We start from the raw sequence: 16,398 nt of genomic DNA on the forward strand, positions 1-16,398 counted from the left end.
GCTCATGCGCCCCCGCCCCACACGGTCGATTTCGCGTGGTCGAACGGGCAGCCGCCCTGCTCGACATGGTCGATGTACTCCTGCCGGAAGTACTTGATCGACGACATGACGGGGCTCGCGGCGCCGTCGCCCAGCGCGCAGAAGGAGCGGCCGAGCAGGTTGTCGCAGATGTCCAGCAGCTTGTCGAGGTCGGCCTCGGTGCCCTCGCCGTTCTCCAGCCGGTCCAGTACCTGGACCATCCAGAAGTTGCCCTCGCGGCAGGGCGTGCACTTGCCGCAGGACTCGTGGGCGTAGAACGCGATCCACCGGCCCACGGCCCGGACGACGCAGGTGGTCTCGTCGAAGATCTGGAGCGCGCGGGTGCCGAGCATCGACCCCGCGGCGCCGACCGACTCGAAGTCCAGCGGCGTGTCGAGGTGCTCGTCGGTGAAGATCGGGGTGGACGAGCCGCCCGGGGTCCAGAACTTCAGCGCGTGGCCGGTGCGGATCCCGCCCGCCATGTCGAGGAGTTCGCGCAGCGTGATGCCGAGCGGCGCCTCGTACTGGCCGGGGCGGGTGACGTGCCCGGACAGGGAGAAGAAGCCGAACCCGGCGGACTTCTCGGTGCCCATGGAGGTGAACCAGTCGGCGCCGTTGTCCACGATGCTGGGGACGCTGGCGATGGACTCCACGTTGTTGACCACCGTGGGCGACGCGTAGAGCCCGGCCACCGCGGGGAACGGGGGCTTGAGCCGCGGCTGCCCGCGATAGCCCTCCAGGGAGTCCAGCAGTGCGGTCTCCTCGCCGCAGATGTAGGCGCCGGCGCCGGAGTGGACCACGACCTCCAGGTCGAACGCGGTGCCGAGGATGCCCTTGCCCAGCAGGCCGGCCTCGTAGGCTTCGGCGACCGCGTGCCGCAGCCGGCGGATGACGTGCAGCACCTCGCCGCGCACGTAGATGAACGCCTGGGAGCAGTTGATCGCGTAGGCGGAGATCGCCACGCCCTCGATCAGCGCGTGCGGGTTGGCGAGCATGAGCGGGATGTCCTTGCAGGTGCCCGGCTCGGACTCGTCGGCGTTGACCACCAGGTAGCGCGGGTTGGGGTTGTCCTTCGGCAGGAAGCCCCACTTCATCCCGGTCGGGAACCCGGCCCCGCCGCGCCCGCGCAGGCCCGATGCCTTGACGAGGTCGACCAGGGCCCCGGGCTCCATCGCCACCGCCTTGCGCAGCGCCTGGTAGCCACCGGTGGACCGGTAGCTCTCCAGGGTGAAGGAGTCGCTCCGGTCCCAGTTGGCGGAGAGGATGGGAGTCAGCGTGCTCATGAGGTGGCGCCGCCTTCCTGCGCGTCCTTGGCGGGCAGGTTCGCCGGGTCCGGCGCGGTCCACCCGCGCTCGCGCGCCAGGCGCAGCCCGGTGAGCGAGGGCTCGCCCGCCTGGGGGCCTTCGGTCGCGCGGCCGTCGGGGAACCCGGCGAGGACGCGGGACGCCTCCTTCCACGTGCAGAGGCGGTCGGGGCCCCGGGTGGGGGTGACGTCCTTGCCCAGGCGCAGGTCGTCGACCAGGCGCTTGGCGGATTCGGGCGTCTGGTTGTCGAAGAACTCCCAGTTGACCATCACGACCGGCGCGAAGTCGCAGGCCGCGTTGCACTCGATGTGCTCCACCGAGACCTTGCCGTCGTCGGTGGCCTGGTCGTTGCCCACGCCGAGGTGGTCCTTGAGGGCGGAGAAGATCTCGTCGCCGCCCATGACCGCGCACAGCGTGTTGGTGCACACGCCCACGTGGTACTCGCCGGTGGGCCGGCGCTTGTACATCGTGTAGAAGGTCACCACGGCGGTGACCTCGGCGGTGGTCAGGCCGAGCTGGTCGGCGCAGAAGCGGATGCCCTTGGTGCTGACGAACCCCTCCTCGGCCTGCACCAGGTGCAGCAGCGGCAGGAGCGCCGAGCGCTCGCGCGGGTAGCGCGCGATGATCTCCTTGGCGTCGACCTCCAGCCGCGCGCGGATCTCGTCGGAGAACACGGGGGTACTCACCGGTCCACCCCTCCCATCACAGGGTCGATGCTGGCCACCGCCGCGATGACGTCGGCCACCGTGCCGCCTTCGCACAGGGCCGCCACCGCTTGGAGGTGGGTGAAGGACGGGTCGCGGAAGTGCACCCGGTGCGGGCGCGTGCCGCCCTCGCTGACGGAGAAGCAGCCCAGCTCGCCCTTTGCGCTCTCCACCGCCGCGTACGCCTGCCCGGCGGGGACCCGGAAGCCCTCGGTGACGAGCTTGAAGTGGTGGATCAGCGCCTCCATGGACCCGCCCATGATGTGGGCGATGTGGTCCGGGGAGTTGCCGAGGCCGTCGGGGCCGAGGGCGAGCTTGGCGGGCCAGCCGATCTTGGCGTCGTCGATCATGACCGGGCCCGGCTCCAGCCGGTCCAGGCACTGCTCGATGATCCGCATGCTCTGTTCCAGCTCGGCCATGCGCACCCGGTAGCGGGCGTAGACGTCGCAGCCGTCGGAGACCGGGATGTCGAAGTCGTAGGTCTCGTAGCCGCAGTAGGGCTTGGCCTTGCGCAGGTCCCAGGCCAGGCCCGAGGCGCGCAGCATCGGGCCGGTGACCCCCAGCGCCATGCACCCGGCGAGGTCGAGGTAGGCGACGTCGCGGGTGCGGGCGAGGAAGAGGGGGTTGGCGTCGAGGAGCTTGCGCATGTCCGCGATGCGCTTGGGCATGTCGGTGAGGAGTTCGCGGATCTTGCCCACGGCGCCGTCGGGGAGGTCCTGGGAGACCCCGCCGGGGCGGATGTAGGCGTGGTTCATCCGCAGGCCGGTGATGAGCTCGAAGATGTCCAGGACCATCTCGCGCTCGCGGAAGCCGTTGGTCATGATGGTGGTTGCGCCCAGCTCCATGCCGAACGTCGCCATCGCGACGAAGTGCGAGGAGATCCGGTTGAGCTCCATCATCAGCACCCGGATGACCGTGGCCCGCTCGGGGATGCGGTCGGTGATGCCGAGCAGCCGTTCGACCGACAGGCAGTAGGCGGCCTCGTTGAACAGCGGCGTGAGGTAGTCCATGCGGGTCACGAACGTGGTCCCCTGGGTCCACGTCCGGTATTCCATGTTCTTCTCGATCCCGGTGTGCAGGTAGCCGATCCCGACCCGCGCCTCGGTGACGGTCTCGCCGTCGAGGGTGAGGATGAGCCGCAGCACCCCGTGCGTGGAGGGGTGCTGGGGGCCCATGTTCACCACCAGCCGCTCGGCGCCGCCGGCCTGGGCGGCCGCGACGACCTCGTCCCAGTCTCCTCCCGAGGCGTCGACGTACTCCTCGGTGAGCTTCGCAGTAGGGCTCATGACCCGGCTCCCCTCTCCCTCGTCGCGTCAGTGGTGGTCACTTGTAGGACCTCCGCTCGTCGGGCGGCGGGATGCTGGCGCCGCGGTACTCCACGGGGATCCCGCCGAGGGGGTAGTCCTTGCGCTGGGGGTGCCCGTGCCAGTCGTCCGGCATCTGGATGCGGGTGAGGGCCGGGTGGCCGTCGAAGACGATCCCGAAGAAGTCCCACGCCTCGCGCTCGTGCCAGTCGCAGGTGGGGTACACGGAGACCACGGAGGGCACGTGCGGGTCGGCGTCGGGGCAGGCGGTCTCGACCCGGATCTCGGTGTTGTGGGTGAGGGAGCGCAGCTGGTAGACCGCGTGCAGCTCGTGGTCGGTGTCGTCGGGGTAGTGCACCCCGGCGACCCCGAGGCACAGCTCGAACCGCAGGGCGGGGTCGTCGCGCAGCCGGGTCATCAGGTCCAGGAGCGATTCGCGGCGCACGTGGAAGCAGAGTTCACCGCGGTCGACGACCACGCGCTCCACGACCGCGCCGAAGTCGGCGGGGGCGTCGGCCAGCGCGTGCTCCAGGGCGTCGGCGATCGCGTCGAAGCCCGCGGTGCGGGGGTCGTCGGGGTCGGTGAACGGGCGCTGCGAGCCGGGGGCGTCGGGGCGGCGTACGAGGAGGCCCCCGTAGCCGGAGGTGTCGCCGGTGGAGCCGGTGCCGAACATGCCCGTACGGGTCACGGGCGCGTTGAGACGTTGCTCACCGGCCTTCGCGGGCAGATTCTCCGCACTCTCCCCGTCGTTCAGGTTAGGCTTGCCTTCATGGCCGTTCGCGCTCACGGGGCCGCCCCCTCGGTCTTCTCTATGAGCGGGAGCGACCTGCGCAGCATCCGTTCCTCGTCCTCGTCGATCTCGCGCTGGCGGTTCGGGCCCAGCTTGGTGTTCTGGACCTTGTCGTGCAGCTTCAGCACGGCGTCGAACAGCATTTCCGGGCGGGGCGGGCAACCGGGGAGGTAGATGTCAACGGGAACGATGTGGTCGACACCCTGGATCACGGCGTAGTTGTTGAACATGCCGCCGCTGGAGGAGCAGACGCCCATGGCGATGACCCATTTGGGTTCGGGCATCTGGTCGTAGATCTGCCGGAGGACGGGTCCCATCTTCTGGCTGACCCGGCCGGCCACGATCATCAGGTCGGCCTGGCGCGGCGTGGCACCGAACTTCTCCATGCCGTACCTGGCGAGGTCGTAGTGCGGTCCGCCCGCGGACATCATCTCGATGGCGCAGCACGCCAGCCCGAACGTGGCCGGCCACATCGAGCTCTTGCGGACGAGCCCGGCGACCTGTTCGACCGTGGAGAGCAGGACCCCGCTCGGCAGTTTCTCCTCAATCCCCATGCGCTGAACCCCCTTTCCCGTTGTGCTTGCGGTCATCCGATCGGTGGGCGCACCCTGGCCCCGTCCGCACCGTCACTGCCGTCACTCCCATTCGAGCCCTCCGCGGCGCCACTCGTAGGCGTAGGCGATCGAGACGTTCACCAGGAAGAGGATCATCGCGATGACCCCGAACAGGCCCAGCGCGTCGAAGTGGACGGCCCACGGGTAGAGGAAGACGATCTCGATGTCGAAGACGATGAAGAGCATGGCCGTGAGGTAGTACTTGATCGTGAACCGGCCGCCGCCCGCGGGCTGGGGGGTCGGCTCGATCCCGCACTCGTAGGCCTGCATCTTGGCGCGGTTGTAGCGCTTCGGCCCGGCGACGGCTCCGGCCACCATCGAGACCACCACGAACGCGGCGCCGATCCCGGCGAGTACGAATACGGGTGCGTACAGCTCCATTGCTAGCCGTTCCCCTTCGAGCCGATGGGGCGGGCGGGCGCCGGTGGGGCGCACCCGCTTGTGATTGCTTTCACGTACCGGCTCGGCCGGTCGTCGTGCGGTGACATCGCTGGTATCCCTCGGGGGTCGCGGATCGCCGGGCTAGGCCGCGGGCGCCATCTTGGACAGGCCGTTGATCACGCGGTCCATCGCGTCGCCCCGACTGGGTTCGGTGAGATTCGCCAGCATCTTCAGCATGAACCGCATGAGCGTGCGCTGCGGCAGGCCGTACCGGGTGGCGTACTTCATCAGCTCGGGCTGGCCGATGGCCTTCACGAAGTAGCGGCCCAGCGTGTAGTACCCGCCGTAGACGTCGGAGAGGACCTGCGGGTAGCGCAGGAGGGCGCGTTCGCGCTGCTGCTGCGTTGTGCGGCCGTGGGCCTGGATGACGACGTCGGCGGCGATGTCGCCGGCCTCCATCGCGTAGGCGATCCCCTCGCCGTTGAACGGGTTGACCATGCCGCCGGCGTCGCCGACGAGCATCAGCCCGCGCGCGTAGTGCGGCGTGCGGTTGAAGCCCATGGGCAGGGCGGCGCCGCGGATCTGGCCGCGCTGGTTCTCCTCGGTGAAGCCCCACTCCTCGGGCATGCTCGCGGTCCAGCGGCGGAGCAGCTTGCGGTAGTCGACCTCTTGGAAGGAGCGGGTGGAGTTGAGGATGCCCAGGCCGACGTTGCTGGTGCCGTCGCCGACTCCGAAGACCCAGCCGTAGCCGGGCAGCAGGACGTCCTTGCCGTCGGTGTTGTCCCAGAGCTCCAGCCAGGACTCCAGGAAGTCGTCCTCGTGGCGGGGGCTGGTGAAGTAGGTGCGCACGGCCACGCCCATGGGGCGGTCGTCGCGCTTGCGGATGCCCATGGCCACGGACAGGCGCGAGGAGTTGCCGTCGGCGGCGATGACCAGCGGGGCGCGGTAGGTGGCGCGCTCTCCGTCGGGGGTCTTGGCGTGCACGCCGACGATGCGGTTGCTGCGGGGGTCGACCACGGGGCCGGTGACGTTGGTGCGCTCCAGCAGGTTCGCCCCGGCCTGGCGGGCGCGGTCGGCGAGGATGGAGTCGAAGTCCATCCGGGTGCGCACGAGCCCGAAGCCGGGGTATTCGGCGAGGTCGGGCCAGGGGAGTTCGAGCCGCACCCCGCCGCCGATGATGCGCAGGCCGTGGTTCTTGATCCAGCCCTTGTCCTCGAAGCCGATGCCCATGGCGGTGAGCTGCTTGACCGCTCGCGGGGTGAGTCCGTCGCCGCACACCTTCTCGCGCGGGAAGGACGTCTTCTCCAGCAGGAGGACGTCCAGGCCGGCCTGCGCGAGGTAGTACGCGGTCGTCGAGCCCGCGGGCCCCGCACCCACGACGATGACATCGGCCTCGGCGTCGGGGCGGTCCCGGACGGCCCGGTCGGACGAGTGGGTGACTGCTGTCTCGCTCACGGCTAGGTCCTCGGCGTGCTCCGCGCGGCTGTGCGCTTGGGGGTGCGCTGGTGTGCGCTTTCGTGGCTGGTGCGGGTGGTGCGGCTCTGGTCGGTCGTCTACCGGTGGTCGGGCTGGTCGGGGCGGGTGTAACAAACGACTCGTACGCTTGTGAAGGACTTCACAAGGATTCCGCTCCGCAGTCTAGACCTTTCAGGTCCCATGAGCGACCCCTGGCGGCCATTCATCTTGATCATGCCGTTTCTGTGACAAACGGGATGACAAAGCCACTACCTGGACTAATAAGGATGACCTAAGGGCGTTTTGCCCCGAAATGTTGCCTGAATGGCGAAATGATCCTTTAGTACCAAAAGCGATGAATGTGGCTGTTTCGTGAGGCCGTGGAGAACCCGGGCGGCCACGGCGTTCCCGCAGGGAAACGGGGCGGGCGCGGGCACCGAGTGGCCCTCATCACGCCGGGAGGGGGCGGCCGATCCGGCCGGGCCGGGGCACGCGCCGGGTCCGGGCGGGCGCCACCCGGCCTCCTCAGGGCCGCGCGCAAGGGGGAGCCGGAAGGGACGGCGGCGGGAACGCGCGACGTCACGCGGGACGGGGCCGGGCCGCCGGAAGAGGGGAGGCGCGGGGTCGCCGGGGGGCGGGATCGCCGGGAGGGGCGGTCAGGCGTCGGGAGCGGCGCCGGGGGTCAGGCGCGGCGGTGGCCGCGGTGCAGGGCCACCACGCCCATGGAGAGGTTGCGCCAGGCCACCTGGGACCAGCCGGCGGACTGGATGGTCGCCGCGAGGGCCGCCTGGTCGGGCCAGTCCATGATCGACTCCGACAGGTACTCGTAGGCGCCGGTGTTGTCGGTGAACACCCGGGCGATCTTCGGCAGCGCCGCCATGAGGTAGCCGCGGTAGAGGGTGTCGATCACGCCGACCGGGATGTGGCTGAACTCGCAGATCACCAGCCTGCCACCGATCTTGGTGACCCGGCGCAGCTCCCCCAGCGCCTGCTCGACGTCCTGGACGTTGCGCAGCCCGAAGGAGATCGTCACGGCGTCGAAGGTCTCGTCGGCGAACGGCAGCGCGAGCGCGTCGCCCGCGACGAACGTGACCCCCCGCCGCGACGCGCCGCCCCGGCGCTCGGCGCCGACGCGCAGCATGCCCTGGGAGAAATCGCAGGCGATGACCCGCGCCCCCTTGCCGGTGAAGGACTCCGAGGAGGTTCCGGTTCCGGCCGCGAGGTCGAGCACCAGCTCGCCGCTGAAGGCGTCGACCGCGCCGACCGTCGCACGCCGCCACAGTCGGTCCTGTCCCAGGGAGAGGACGTCGTTGACCAGGTCGTACCGGCCGGCGATGTCGTCGAACATCGCGGCGACGTCCGTGGGGGACTTGTCGAGTTCGGCGTGCGTCATGGCCCCAGCCTATGGCCGCGCCCGATCGGGAACGACCATTTCTTCCCCCTCCTCGGCGGGTTTCGACCCATCCCGATCCCGGTTCGATTACGTTCGGTGATCGTCCGGAAGTTCATCGTGATAACGGGGTGCGCGGCGCCCCTGGGACCAGGAGTTCTCACCCGTGCGACGCACGCGCGCGGCGCTCACCGCCGCCTTCGGCACCCTGCTGCTCATCTCCGCCGTCCCGCTCACGGCGGTGCCCGCCGCAGCGGGCACGCGGCACACGTCGGTCGTCGCCGACCGCCCGGTCCGGGCCGTGCCGCAGGTGCTCGACGGGGTGGTGAAGTCCATCGCCCAAGTGGGCGATGTGATGGTCGCGGGCGGCGAGTTCACCCGCGTGAGCGGTCCCGGGGGCGGCACCGCCGAGACCCGGCACAACATCTTCGCCTTCGACCGCGCCACCGGCGAGCTCCTGCCCTTCGCGCCCGAGATCGACGGGATGGTGGTCTCGGTCGCGGCGGGCCCCGGCTCCACGGTCGTCGCCGGCGGCGGCTTCCGCCGGGTCAACGGCGAGGACCGGCGCGGCCTGACCCGGCTGTCGCTGCGCGACGGCGAGGCCGCCGACGGGTTCGGCGCGGTCGCCGACGACGGTTCCGTCAACCGGCTGGAGACCCACGGCGGCGCGCTCTACGTGGGCGGGTCGTTCACCGGGATCAGCGGGACCCCGAGGACCGGGCTCGCCCGCCTCGACGCGCGCACCGGGGCCGTCGACCCCGCGTTCGACATCACGATCGCCGAACAGCGGCGCGGGAGGCTGCGGGTCGGCGAACTGGCGGTGAGCCCGGACGGGCGGCGCCTGGTCATCGCCGGGACGTTCACCAAGGTGGAGGGCGAGCGGCGCTACCAGATCGCGGCGATCGACACCGGGGCCGGGGCGGCGCGGCTGTCGTCCTGGTCGACCGAGTCCTACGCGGCCCCGTGCGACTACTCGAACATCCACACCTACGTCCGGCAGATCGACTTCGCTCCCGACGGCTCCTACTTCGCGGTGGCCACCTCCGGCGGGCCCGAGCTCAAGCCCGGCCTGTGCAAGACCGTCGCCCGCTGGGAGAACGACGACACCCGCGACACCCGGCCGAGCTGGGTCAACCACAGCGGGGGCGACTCCCTCTACTCGGTGGAGGCCACCGGCGCCGCCGTCTACGTCGGCGGGCACCAGCGCTGGATGGACAACCCCGAAGGCGACCGCGACAAGGGCCCGGGGGCGGTGGAGCGCTCCGGGATCGCGGCGCTGGACCCGGCGACCGGCTCGGCGCTGGCGTGGAACCCGGGCCGCGACCGCGGCCACGGCGCCGAGGCGCTGACCTCGACCGCCGACGGCCTCTACGTGGGCAGCGACACCGAGCGCCTGGCGGGCGAACGCCACCCCCGGCTGGGGTTCTTCCCGATGCGGTAGGGCGATAGGGCGCCGTTCGCTCGCATCACCCGCGGCCGACGCGCTCCTCGCCACATGAGAAGACCCGGGCCGCGGTGCGCGGCCCGGGTCCGACACCGGCGGAGTCCTAGTAGACCTGAGGGGTGAACTGGGGGGCGGCGAAGGTGCCGCCCGTGGAGAACTGCATGCTCCGGCCGCTCGGGATGTGGTACGCGGTGGTGGTCTTGTTCCGCCCGCCGGAGTTCGTGATCGTCACCTGGAAGCTCTCACCGCCGTTGGTGCTCACGCTGGTGCACTCGCCGGAGCCGACGACGAAGGTCGAGAACCCGCCCGCGAACTGCGCGGAGGCGACGTACCCGGAGCCCACGTTGCAGAGCCGGAAGGTCCCGGCGGCAGAGGCCGGGGAGGCGGCGGCGACCGAGAGGCCGACAGTGAGGACGAGGCCGAGGACCATCGACGATGCGACGGCCATGCCTCTGCGGATCGCGGACAAGGATGTCTCCAAGAACGGTAGGGGGTACGGCCGGCCCGGACGAGGGAGGGCCGCGGGGGGCAACGTAGCGTGGAGCAGTTAAACACACACGGACAACCGAGAACAAAGCTTTGTGTTGGTTTTCTGATTGGCATCATGTGGCTTCGGTTCGTTCCGTGTGGGTCGTCGCGCGTGGAAGGGGCAGGGGTGGTGCCGCGTCCGGCATGACGGCTCCCCCGGACGGACGGCCCCGCCGCACCCTCACCACGCGTCAGGGACGCGGATTCGCCTGACGCGGCGGTTCGGATGGATCAGAGTCCCAGGAGCCATGAACGGCTGAGGGCGGTGGCTATGGGGTCGGTTCCCAGGGAGACGATCAGTCTGCTGATGGCCGGGTGCTTGATCAGGCGGTCGGCCGTGCGGAGGAGGACCGGGTCGCCATTGGTGGCGACCGCGTCGGCCACGAGGGATTCGGCGCTCGCCCTTAACTCGGTGGCGAAGGGGCTGTGGCTCCTGGGCATGAAGGGCCCGCGGTAGAGGTCGAGCGCCTTGGCGAGATCACCGGTTTTCACGTGGTCGAACAGGTCGATGATGTCGCATTCCACAGGGCTCTGCAGAGAGTAGGCGTGCCGATCGGCGGAATAGGTGATGCCCAGGCCGAGATTCCTCGCGCGCATCGCGAGGGTCGGTAGGCTGGAGGGCGCGGGATCCTTCTCGAAGAGCTGCGAGATCAGCCAATCTCGCGGGGCCGAACCTCCGGCGAGTGCGACGGCGACGACGAGCTCCACCGCGCGGGCATTGGACACCCTGCACCCGTCGACGCGGCAATCGCCGAGTGTCAAGATCCTGCGCCGTCCTGTCGGTTCCATATTCGCCTTCACGGCTTCCCCGATCATTACCCACAGATCCATTCGAGTCCCCGGAACCGGCCGATTCGCGCGAACTTCGGAAAACCGGTTCTTTTTCATCGTTCCGTACCGCTGGGATTTCACACGGGAATCCCATTGCCGACGCTTCCGGAGAATCTCCGGGATCGGCGGGTCAGGAGATATCAGCGGCGGTTCCTGTGCACGGGACATCGATTCCGGTGACCGGCCGGGGTCGGATCGCGCACTGCTCACCTCCATGACTCGCCAACCGCATACCACCGCGATCCCGACCGGCCGCGACCAGTGACCGGGGCCGCCTCGCGACGGCCGGAGGAGCTCGGCATCGGTTCGACCTCCCGCCCCGCCCCGATGGGCGCCCCCGGCCATTGGGACGGCGTCCGGGAATCGAACTCCATGACCATACGTCACCGTGTCGAAGAGCACACCCCTGAAGCGGCGTCGGGTATCACGGCTGCGTACAAGGGTGTCCGGTCCGCAGCACAGCGTCACTGGAACGAGTGAGCCACCAGGTGGGTGAGCGGATCGCGGAGACCGGCCCGCACGGCCGGAAGCTTCACGGCGCGCCTCCAACCGTCGTCGATACGGGGATTCCACCACGCGATTACTTCGCGATGGCCGACCCTGGCCGCGCGATTCCGGGGGCGGGAAGATCCACCGCGGGATCGGCGATTGTCCCGGGGCGGCGAACCGCCCGGTCGAAGCCGCTTCCCGCGCCGATCCGGGCCGACCGGCATCCGGCCGAGTTCCGGCGGGAAAGGGGGCCACGTGATGCCCGTGTGAAACGCATGCGACGCATGCCTGGCATGATCCGGTCGGGTCGATAGAGACCCACACCGTTGCCTCGACGGAAAGGTCGCCACGCATGACCATCGACGACGCACCGACCCGTTTCGACGCCCTCCAGAACACGATCCGGAATTTCTCCGCGACATCAAGTTATCGTCCCAGCGCGGAGCCGTTCATCCGGGCCACCCCTTACCACCGTCCCCTGGACGCGCAGCGGTTGGACAGGGTTGACTGGGCATCACCACTCGCCGAAGCAGAATGGCTCTCCGACTCCGGACTGATGGCGAACCGCCTGCTCATGAACGTCTACGAGAGCGACGCCCTCTTTCTCCCCGCATCGGGCCTCGCCGGCCGCCGGCGGGAATTCGAGGACTTCTACCACTCCGCGTCCCGGCGCAACGCCGAATTCGCGCGCGAGGACGCGGAGCGCTTCGTCTTCGGCTTCCTCGATTCGTCCGTGCGGACCAGCGGCCGGTGGGACACCGACGCGCTGGAGGCGCACATCACGGCCGCCATCGCCGACGCCACCAGCGCCGATCGGCCTGTTCTGCGGGCCATCGAGGAGGCGGCGGAACCGGAGCGGGCCGCCGAGACGATGATCGCGCAGATGGCGCTCGACGGGCTCACCGAGGCGACCGCCATGTCGCAGAACCTCGGCGGTGCGTTCGGACACGAGCAGAGCGAGCTCTTCAAGATCTTCATCGACGAGTTCGGATACGGCGTCTTCGACGCCAAGCACAGCACGCTCTTCGCGGAGCTGTGCCGCAGCGTCGGCATGAACACCGAGCCGCACCACTACTGGTTCTTCTACCTGCCGGCGTGGATCGCCGGGAACAACTACTTCTACAAGGTCACCAGGGCGCGGACGAACTTCTTCCGCTACATCGGCGGGATGGCCTACCTCGAAGCCACGTTCGCACCCTCGTTCGCGGCGATGACCAAGACCTTCCGAACCGTGTACGGCGACGACGTCGACACCCGGTACTTCGACGAGCACGCCCACATCGACGAGCACCACGGACGCATGGCCGTCTACGACCTGCTGCTCCCGCTCGGCAGGAAGCACGGCGCCCACGCCATCGAGGAGATGGTCCGCGGCATCGAGGAGGTGCGCCTGCTCGGCAGGATCGGCGACGAGGACCTCCTCGCGCAGATCACATGGACGCCCGAGCCGGTCGACTCGGGAACGACCGAACGGGCCCCCGACGGCCCGGAGTTCCGCGTGGACGCCGGATCCGCTTTCGAGACCCGCGTCGCCGACCGCGACACGCTCGTCACCGTGGAGGCGGGCTCCGCCGCCCTCCACTGGACCCCCACCCGGGGACCGCTCGTCCTCGACGCCGGCCGGTCGGTACGCGTCCCGGGCGGGCGCCTCTACGGCATCGCCCCCGGCGACGGCGCGGCCGTCTCGGTCGCACCCGCTGCGCGGGAGGGGCGTTGACCGGCCGCGTACGCATCGAGTTCGGCCCCGGCGACAACACCGTCCGCGTCGGCGACGAGCTGTACTTCCGCTTCGAGCGCCAGGGGACGGTCAGCGTGCTCCGCAGCAGGTGCCCGCACCGAGGCGGCCCCCTCCACCTGGGCTCGGTCCAGGGCGAGGAACCGGCCGAACGCCTGCACTGCCCCTGGCACGGAAGCGCGTTCCCGGTGTCCCGGCTCTGCGCGAAAGGCGTCCCCACCGTGCAGGTCCACGCCTCCGTCGTCGCCTACCCGCCCGTAGCACCGGGCACCCCGGCCAGCACCGCACGGCAAATCGTCTTTGCGAGGTGAGACCCCACATGAAGACCCCCACCGCCTCCCCTTCCGCCTCCCCGGCGGCCGGCGCACCGGCCACCACCGAGGTCGTGACCGAGGACCGCACGCGCGCCCTGGTCAAGCACGCCGAAGACGCCATGCGGCGCCGCGACTACGCGATCGCCGCCGACCTGCTGTCCCTGACCGGCGGCGACCGCGACGGCCACGGAAGCACCGAGAGGCTGTACAACCGGGCCATCCGCGGCATCGTCCCGCGCTGGCACTTCTCGATGCTCAACGACCGCGGCCGCAACGACGCCTACCGCGAAGCGATCCACGCGCAGGTGCGCCCCGGCGACCTCGTCCTGGACATCGGGACGGGGTCAGGGCTGCTCGCCTTGCTGGCCGCCGAGGCCGGCGCGGAGCACGTCGTCTCCTGCGAGATGGAACCGCTGATCGCGGCCGCGGCGCGCACGATCATCGCCGACAACGGCATGTCCGACCGGATCACGGTCGTGGAGGGCATGTCCACCGACCTGCGGATGGGCGTGGACCTGCCCAGGCGCGCCGACGTGCTCGTCTCCGAGATCTTCGACTGCGCGCTGCTGGGCGAGGGCGCCCTCCCGGCGTTCGCGCACGCCCGCGCGGAGCTCCTGACCCCCGAGGCGGTGGTCGTTCCCGGCCGCGCCCGCTTATGGGGGCAGCTGATCCACAGCCCGGAGCTGCACGCGCACAACCACGTCGCCGAGGCGTGCGGCTTCGACGTCTCGCATTTCCTCCGGTTCCGCTCCCTGGAGTACTTCTCCACCTACCTCGACACCTACGTGCACCGACCGCTGAGCGATCCGTTCCCGCTCATGGACTTCGACTTCCGCACGGGTGCGGGTGCCACCGAGGTCGCCACCGCTCCCGTCGCCACCGGCAGCGGGACCTGCCACGCGATCGCGATGTGGTTCGAGCTGGACATGGGTGCGGACGGAACGCTGTCGAACGGGCCCCACATCCGCGGCACCCATTGGCGCCAGGCCGTGCAGACCTTCGACCGGCCCCCGCTCGCGGCGGCCGGCGCCCCGTTCCCGCTGCTCGCCGACCACGACGGCGAGCGGGTCCTCGTGCGGCCGGACACGCCGGTGCGTCCGGACACGCCGGTGCGGCCGGGGGCGGACGACTTCACCGACAACGGGACGGACGGCCTTGACTGACACGGGCGAACGACAAGCCGGCGAACTGCACAAGACGCTCAGCGTGACCCGGGGCATCGGGGTGGCGGTGAGCATGGTCGTGGGCAGCGGCCTGCTGGTGCTGCCCGGCCTGACGTTCACGCAGTTCGGTCCGGGTGCGGTGTTCGCGTGGATCGCGGCGGCCGTCGTCATGCTGCCGCTGCTCCTGGTGTTCGCGCGGCTGGGCGCGAACTTCCCCAATGCGGGCGGCGTGATCGGGTTCCTCCGGGCCGGGTTCGGCCGCGCGGGGGCCGCCCCGGTGGCCTACGTCCTGCTCGGCGCGACGGCCTTCGGCGGCGCCGCGATGGCACTGACGGGTGCGAACTACGTCGCGTCCCTGGTCGGCTCGGCCGGCTGGGTCCTTCCCGCCGCTCTCGCCTACCTGGTCGTGGTGGCGGTCCTCAACGCCCAGGGCACGCGCTTGGCCGGCGGGCTGCAGACGGTGGTCACGGCCGTGCTGGTGCTGCTCATCGCCCTCGTCGCGATCATCCCCTTCGCGGCCCCCGGGTTCGAGCCGTCGGGGACGATCGCCCTGCCCGCCGACCCCCTGACCATCGTCCCGGCGATCGGGCTGGTGTTCTTCGCGTTCACCGGCTGGGAGCTGGTGGCCTCCACGACGGAGGAGTACCGCAACCCCCGGCGGGACCTCCCGATCGTCGTCGGCGCCTCCTTCGTCATCATGACCGTGCTCTACGTGGGCATGGCCGCCGCGGTCCAGATCTCGCTCGACCCCGAGGACCCGTTGACGGCGAACGCGCCGGTCGTCGCCGTCCTGGGCCGCGTTCTCGGCGACTCCGCCGGACTGGCCGCGGCGCTCTTGGGCGCGCTCATCATCTTCGCCACCCTCATGGGCGGCACATGGGCGACGTCCAGGATCGTCTTCGCGGCCGCCCGTGAACGCCTCCTGCCCTTCGGCGCCACCCGGGTGAACGCGCTCAACGGCGCCCCCGTGACGGCCATCATCGTCGCCGTGCTGATGTTCGGCGGAGTGGTGCTGGCGCAGGGCACCGGGCTGCTGACCCTGGACCAGGTCTTCCGCCTGTCCAGCGTCAACTTCCTGGTCGGCTACATCCTGTCCGCACTGGCCTATGGCGTGCTCTTCCGCAGCTGGTGGCAGCGCGTCCTGGCCGTCGTGGCCGCCCTCCCCGCCCTCGTCGTCCTGGCCGGCTTCGGCTGGCTCCTCCTGTTCCCCGCCGCCCTCCTCGTGACCGGCACCGTCATCCACCGACTCACCGCAAAGAGCGCGCCCGCCGCGCAATGACCCGACCGGCCGCCGGGGCCCGCCCGTCCTAGGAGACGTGGCCGGGCGGCCCCGGTGGGGCGGGGATTCTGCGGCGCCGTAGTGGTCGCTGTCAAGACGGGCAGCGACGGCGGGTGGGGATGGGGCTGCGCCGATTCCTTCCGTGGGTGCGTGTTCGGGTTAGAGCGGGCGGCGACGGTGGGTGCGGGGAAGGGCTGCGCCGATTCTTTCCGTGGTCGCGTGCCCCGGTTAGAGCGGGCAGCGACGGCGGTCAGGGGCCCGGGCGGCGGTCGCGTGTGCCCGTGCGATGTGGTGCCCGGTACTCCGGGCGGTCGCGGTCGCGTGGGGTGCCGGATCGCGCGCTCGGCGTTCCCGCGTCAGGGCCACGCGGACGGCCGGGGCAGGCCCCCCGAACGGCGAAAATCACCCCAAGAAATCATCTCATGACTCCTTGTATTTAGAACTGGAGTTCGATAAAATCATGTCCATGAGCACCCCTCTCGCCACCGACCTCCCCCGGGAGGTGACCCCCGAAGCTGAGCCTCCGCCGGCCGGGGGTCTGCTGGCCGAGTGGGTGCTCACCTTGGACGCCGCCACCCTCACCGGCGACGAGCAGCTCAACCTCATCACCCGGCTCGAAACCTGCAAGCGGTGGCTCGAAGCCGCACAGCTGGAC

The 16,398-nt window shown here is 70.3% G+C and carries 16 protein-coding genes; 6 read left to right on the forward strand and 10 right to left on the reverse strand.

What is annotated here, in order from left to right:
• Positions 1-2: 2 nt before the first annotated feature.
• From nuoF to ACFO4E_RS25690, 8 genes are all read right to left on the reverse strand, one after another.
• Entirely contained in the window at positions 3-1,301 is a 1,299-nt protein-coding gene (gene nuoF / locus ACFO4E_RS25655; protein ID WP_378579022.1) for an NADH-quinone oxidoreductase subunit NuoF, read from the reverse strand.
• The gene (gene nuoE, locus ACFO4E_RS25660; protein ID WP_378579024.1) at positions 1,298-2,008 is read right to left on the reverse strand and encodes an NADH-quinone oxidoreductase subunit NuoE; all 711 of its coding nucleotides are present in this window, start codon (positions 2,006-2,008) and stop codon (positions 1,298-1,300) included. The genes nuoF and nuoE overlap by 4 nt, the downstream gene beginning before the upstream one ends.
• Entirely contained in the window at positions 2,005-3,312 is a 1,308-nt protein-coding gene (locus tag ACFO4E_RS25665) for an NADH-quinone oxidoreductase subunit D (protein ID WP_378579026.1), read from the reverse strand. Before ACFO4E_RS25665 ends, nuoE begins: the two co-directional genes overlap by 4 nt.
• Positions 3,313-3,349: 37 nt before the next feature.
• Complete coding sequence (locus ACFO4E_RS25670) at positions 3,350-4,084, reverse strand: NADH-quinone oxidoreductase subunit C (RefSeq protein WP_378579055.1); 735 nt, start codon at positions 4,082-4,084, stop codon at positions 3,350-3,352.
• Between the two features lie 29 nt (positions 4,085-4,113).
• On the reverse strand, positions 4,114-4,674 hold the full coding sequence (locus tag ACFO4E_RS25675; protein WP_378579028.1) for a NuoB/complex I 20 kDa subunit family protein: 561 nt from the start codon (positions 4,672-4,674) through the stop codon (positions 4,114-4,116).
• Between the two features lie 81 nt (positions 4,675-4,755).
• Positions 4,756-5,115 carry an NADH-quinone oxidoreductase subunit A gene (locus tag ACFO4E_RS25680; RefSeq protein ID WP_378579030.1) on the reverse strand — a complete coding sequence of 120 codons (360 nt, stop codon included), beginning with the start codon at positions 5,113-5,115 and terminating at the stop codon, positions 4,756-4,758.
• A 141-nt stretch (positions 5,116-5,256) separates the two neighbouring features.
• Positions 5,257-6,570: a geranylgeranyl reductase family protein gene (locus ACFO4E_RS25685; protein ID WP_378579032.1), complete on the reverse strand. Its 1,314-nt coding sequence runs from the start codon at positions 6,568-6,570 to the stop codon at positions 5,257-5,259.
• A gap of 682 nt (positions 6,571-7,252) precedes the next feature.
• Positions 7,253-7,963 carry a demethylmenaquinone methyltransferase gene (locus tag ACFO4E_RS25690; protein ID WP_378579033.1) on the reverse strand — a complete coding sequence of 237 codons (711 nt, stop codon included), beginning with the start codon at positions 7,961-7,963 and terminating at the stop codon, positions 7,253-7,255.
• Between the two features lie 163 nt (positions 7,964-8,126).
• Here ACFO4E_RS25690 and ACFO4E_RS25695 point away from each other — a divergent pair, with 163 nt between their 5' ends.
• Entirely contained in the window at positions 8,127-9,401 is a 1,275-nt protein-coding gene (locus ACFO4E_RS25695; RefSeq protein ID WP_378579035.1) for a delta-60 repeat domain-containing protein, read from the forward strand.
• A gap of 106 nt (positions 9,402-9,507) precedes the next feature.
• On the opposite strand, the gene ACFO4E_RS25700 is transcribed toward ACFO4E_RS25695, so the two are convergent.
• Positions 9,508-9,852 carry a hypothetical protein gene (locus ACFO4E_RS25700; protein WP_378579037.1) on the reverse strand — a complete coding sequence of 115 codons (345 nt, stop codon included), beginning with the start codon at positions 9,850-9,852 and terminating at the stop codon, positions 9,508-9,510.
• 311 nt (positions 9,853-10,163) lie between these two features.
• Complete coding sequence (locus ACFO4E_RS25705) at positions 10,164-10,694, reverse strand: hypothetical protein (protein WP_378579039.1); 531 nt, start codon at positions 10,692-10,694, stop codon at positions 10,164-10,166.
• 910 nt (positions 10,695-11,604) lie between these two features.
• Here ACFO4E_RS25705 and ACFO4E_RS25710 point away from each other — a divergent pair.
• The 5 genes from ACFO4E_RS25710 to ACFO4E_RS25730 all read left to right on the forward strand — a co-directional run.
• Entirely contained in the window at positions 11,605-12,969 is a 1,365-nt protein-coding gene (locus tag ACFO4E_RS25710; protein ID WP_378579041.1) for an iron-containing redox enzyme family protein, read from the forward strand.
• Positions 12,966-13,298, forward strand: a complete 333-nt coding sequence (locus ACFO4E_RS25715; protein ID WP_378579043.1) for a Rieske 2Fe-2S domain-containing protein — start codon at positions 12,966-12,968, stop codon at positions 13,296-13,298. Before ACFO4E_RS25710 ends, ACFO4E_RS25715 begins: the two co-directional genes overlap by 4 nt.
• Before the next feature lie 8 nt (positions 13,299-13,306).
• Entirely contained in the window at positions 13,307-14,464 is a 1,158-nt protein-coding gene (locus ACFO4E_RS25720; protein WP_378579045.1) for a 50S ribosomal protein L11 methyltransferase, read from the forward strand.
• Positions 14,457-15,743 carry an APC family permease gene (locus ACFO4E_RS25725; RefSeq protein ID WP_378579047.1) on the forward strand — a complete coding sequence of 429 codons (1,287 nt, stop codon included), beginning with the start codon at positions 14,457-14,459 and terminating at the stop codon, positions 15,741-15,743. Before ACFO4E_RS25720 ends, ACFO4E_RS25725 begins: the two co-directional genes overlap by 8 nt.
• 466 nt (positions 15,744-16,209) lie before the next feature.
• Positions 16,210-16,398: hypothetical protein (locus ACFO4E_RS25730; RefSeq protein WP_378579049.1), on the forward strand; the 189-nt coding region annotated here is incomplete at its 3' end.

Source organism: Nocardiopsis mangrovi (genome assembly GCF_042653925.1).
In the GTDB taxonomy this organism is placed as follows: Bacteria; Actinomycetota; Actinomycetes; order Streptosporangiales; family Streptosporangiaceae; genus Nocardiopsis_B; species Nocardiopsis_B mangrovi.

Bases quoted from the DNA above. Each gene is read 5' to 3' on its own strand.
- ACFO4E_RS25675 (WP_378579028.1), bottom strand. From the start codon at position 4,674: ATGGGGATTGAGGAGAAACTGCCGAGCGGGGTCCTGCTCTCCACGGTC.
- ACFO4E_RS25680 (WP_378579030.1), bottom strand. From the start codon at position 5,115: ATGGAGCTGTACGCACCCGTATTCGTACTCGCCGGGATCGGCGCCGCG.
- ACFO4E_RS25710 (WP_378579041.1), top strand. From the start codon at position 11,605: ATGACCATCGACGACGCACCGACCCGTTTCGACGCCCTCCAGAACACG.
- ACFO4E_RS25720 (WP_378579045.1), top strand. From the start codon at position 13,307: ATGAAGACCCCCACCGCCTCCCCTTCCGCCTCCCCGGCGGCCGGCGCA.
- ACFO4E_RS25700 (WP_378579037.1), bottom strand. From the start codon at position 9,852: ATGGCCGTCGCATCGTCGATGGTCCTCGGCCTCGTCCTCACTGTCGGC.
- nuoF (WP_378579022.1), bottom strand. From the start codon at position 1,301: ATGAGCACGCTGACTCCCATCCTCTCCGCCAACTGGGACCGGAGCGAC.
- ACFO4E_RS25690 (WP_378579033.1), bottom strand. From the start codon at position 7,963: ATGACGCACGCCGAACTCGACAAGTCCCCCACGGACGTCGCCGCGATG.
- ACFO4E_RS25665 (WP_378579026.1), bottom strand. From the start codon at position 3,312: ATGAGCCCTACTGCGAAGCTCACCGAGGAGTACGTCGACGCCTCGGGA.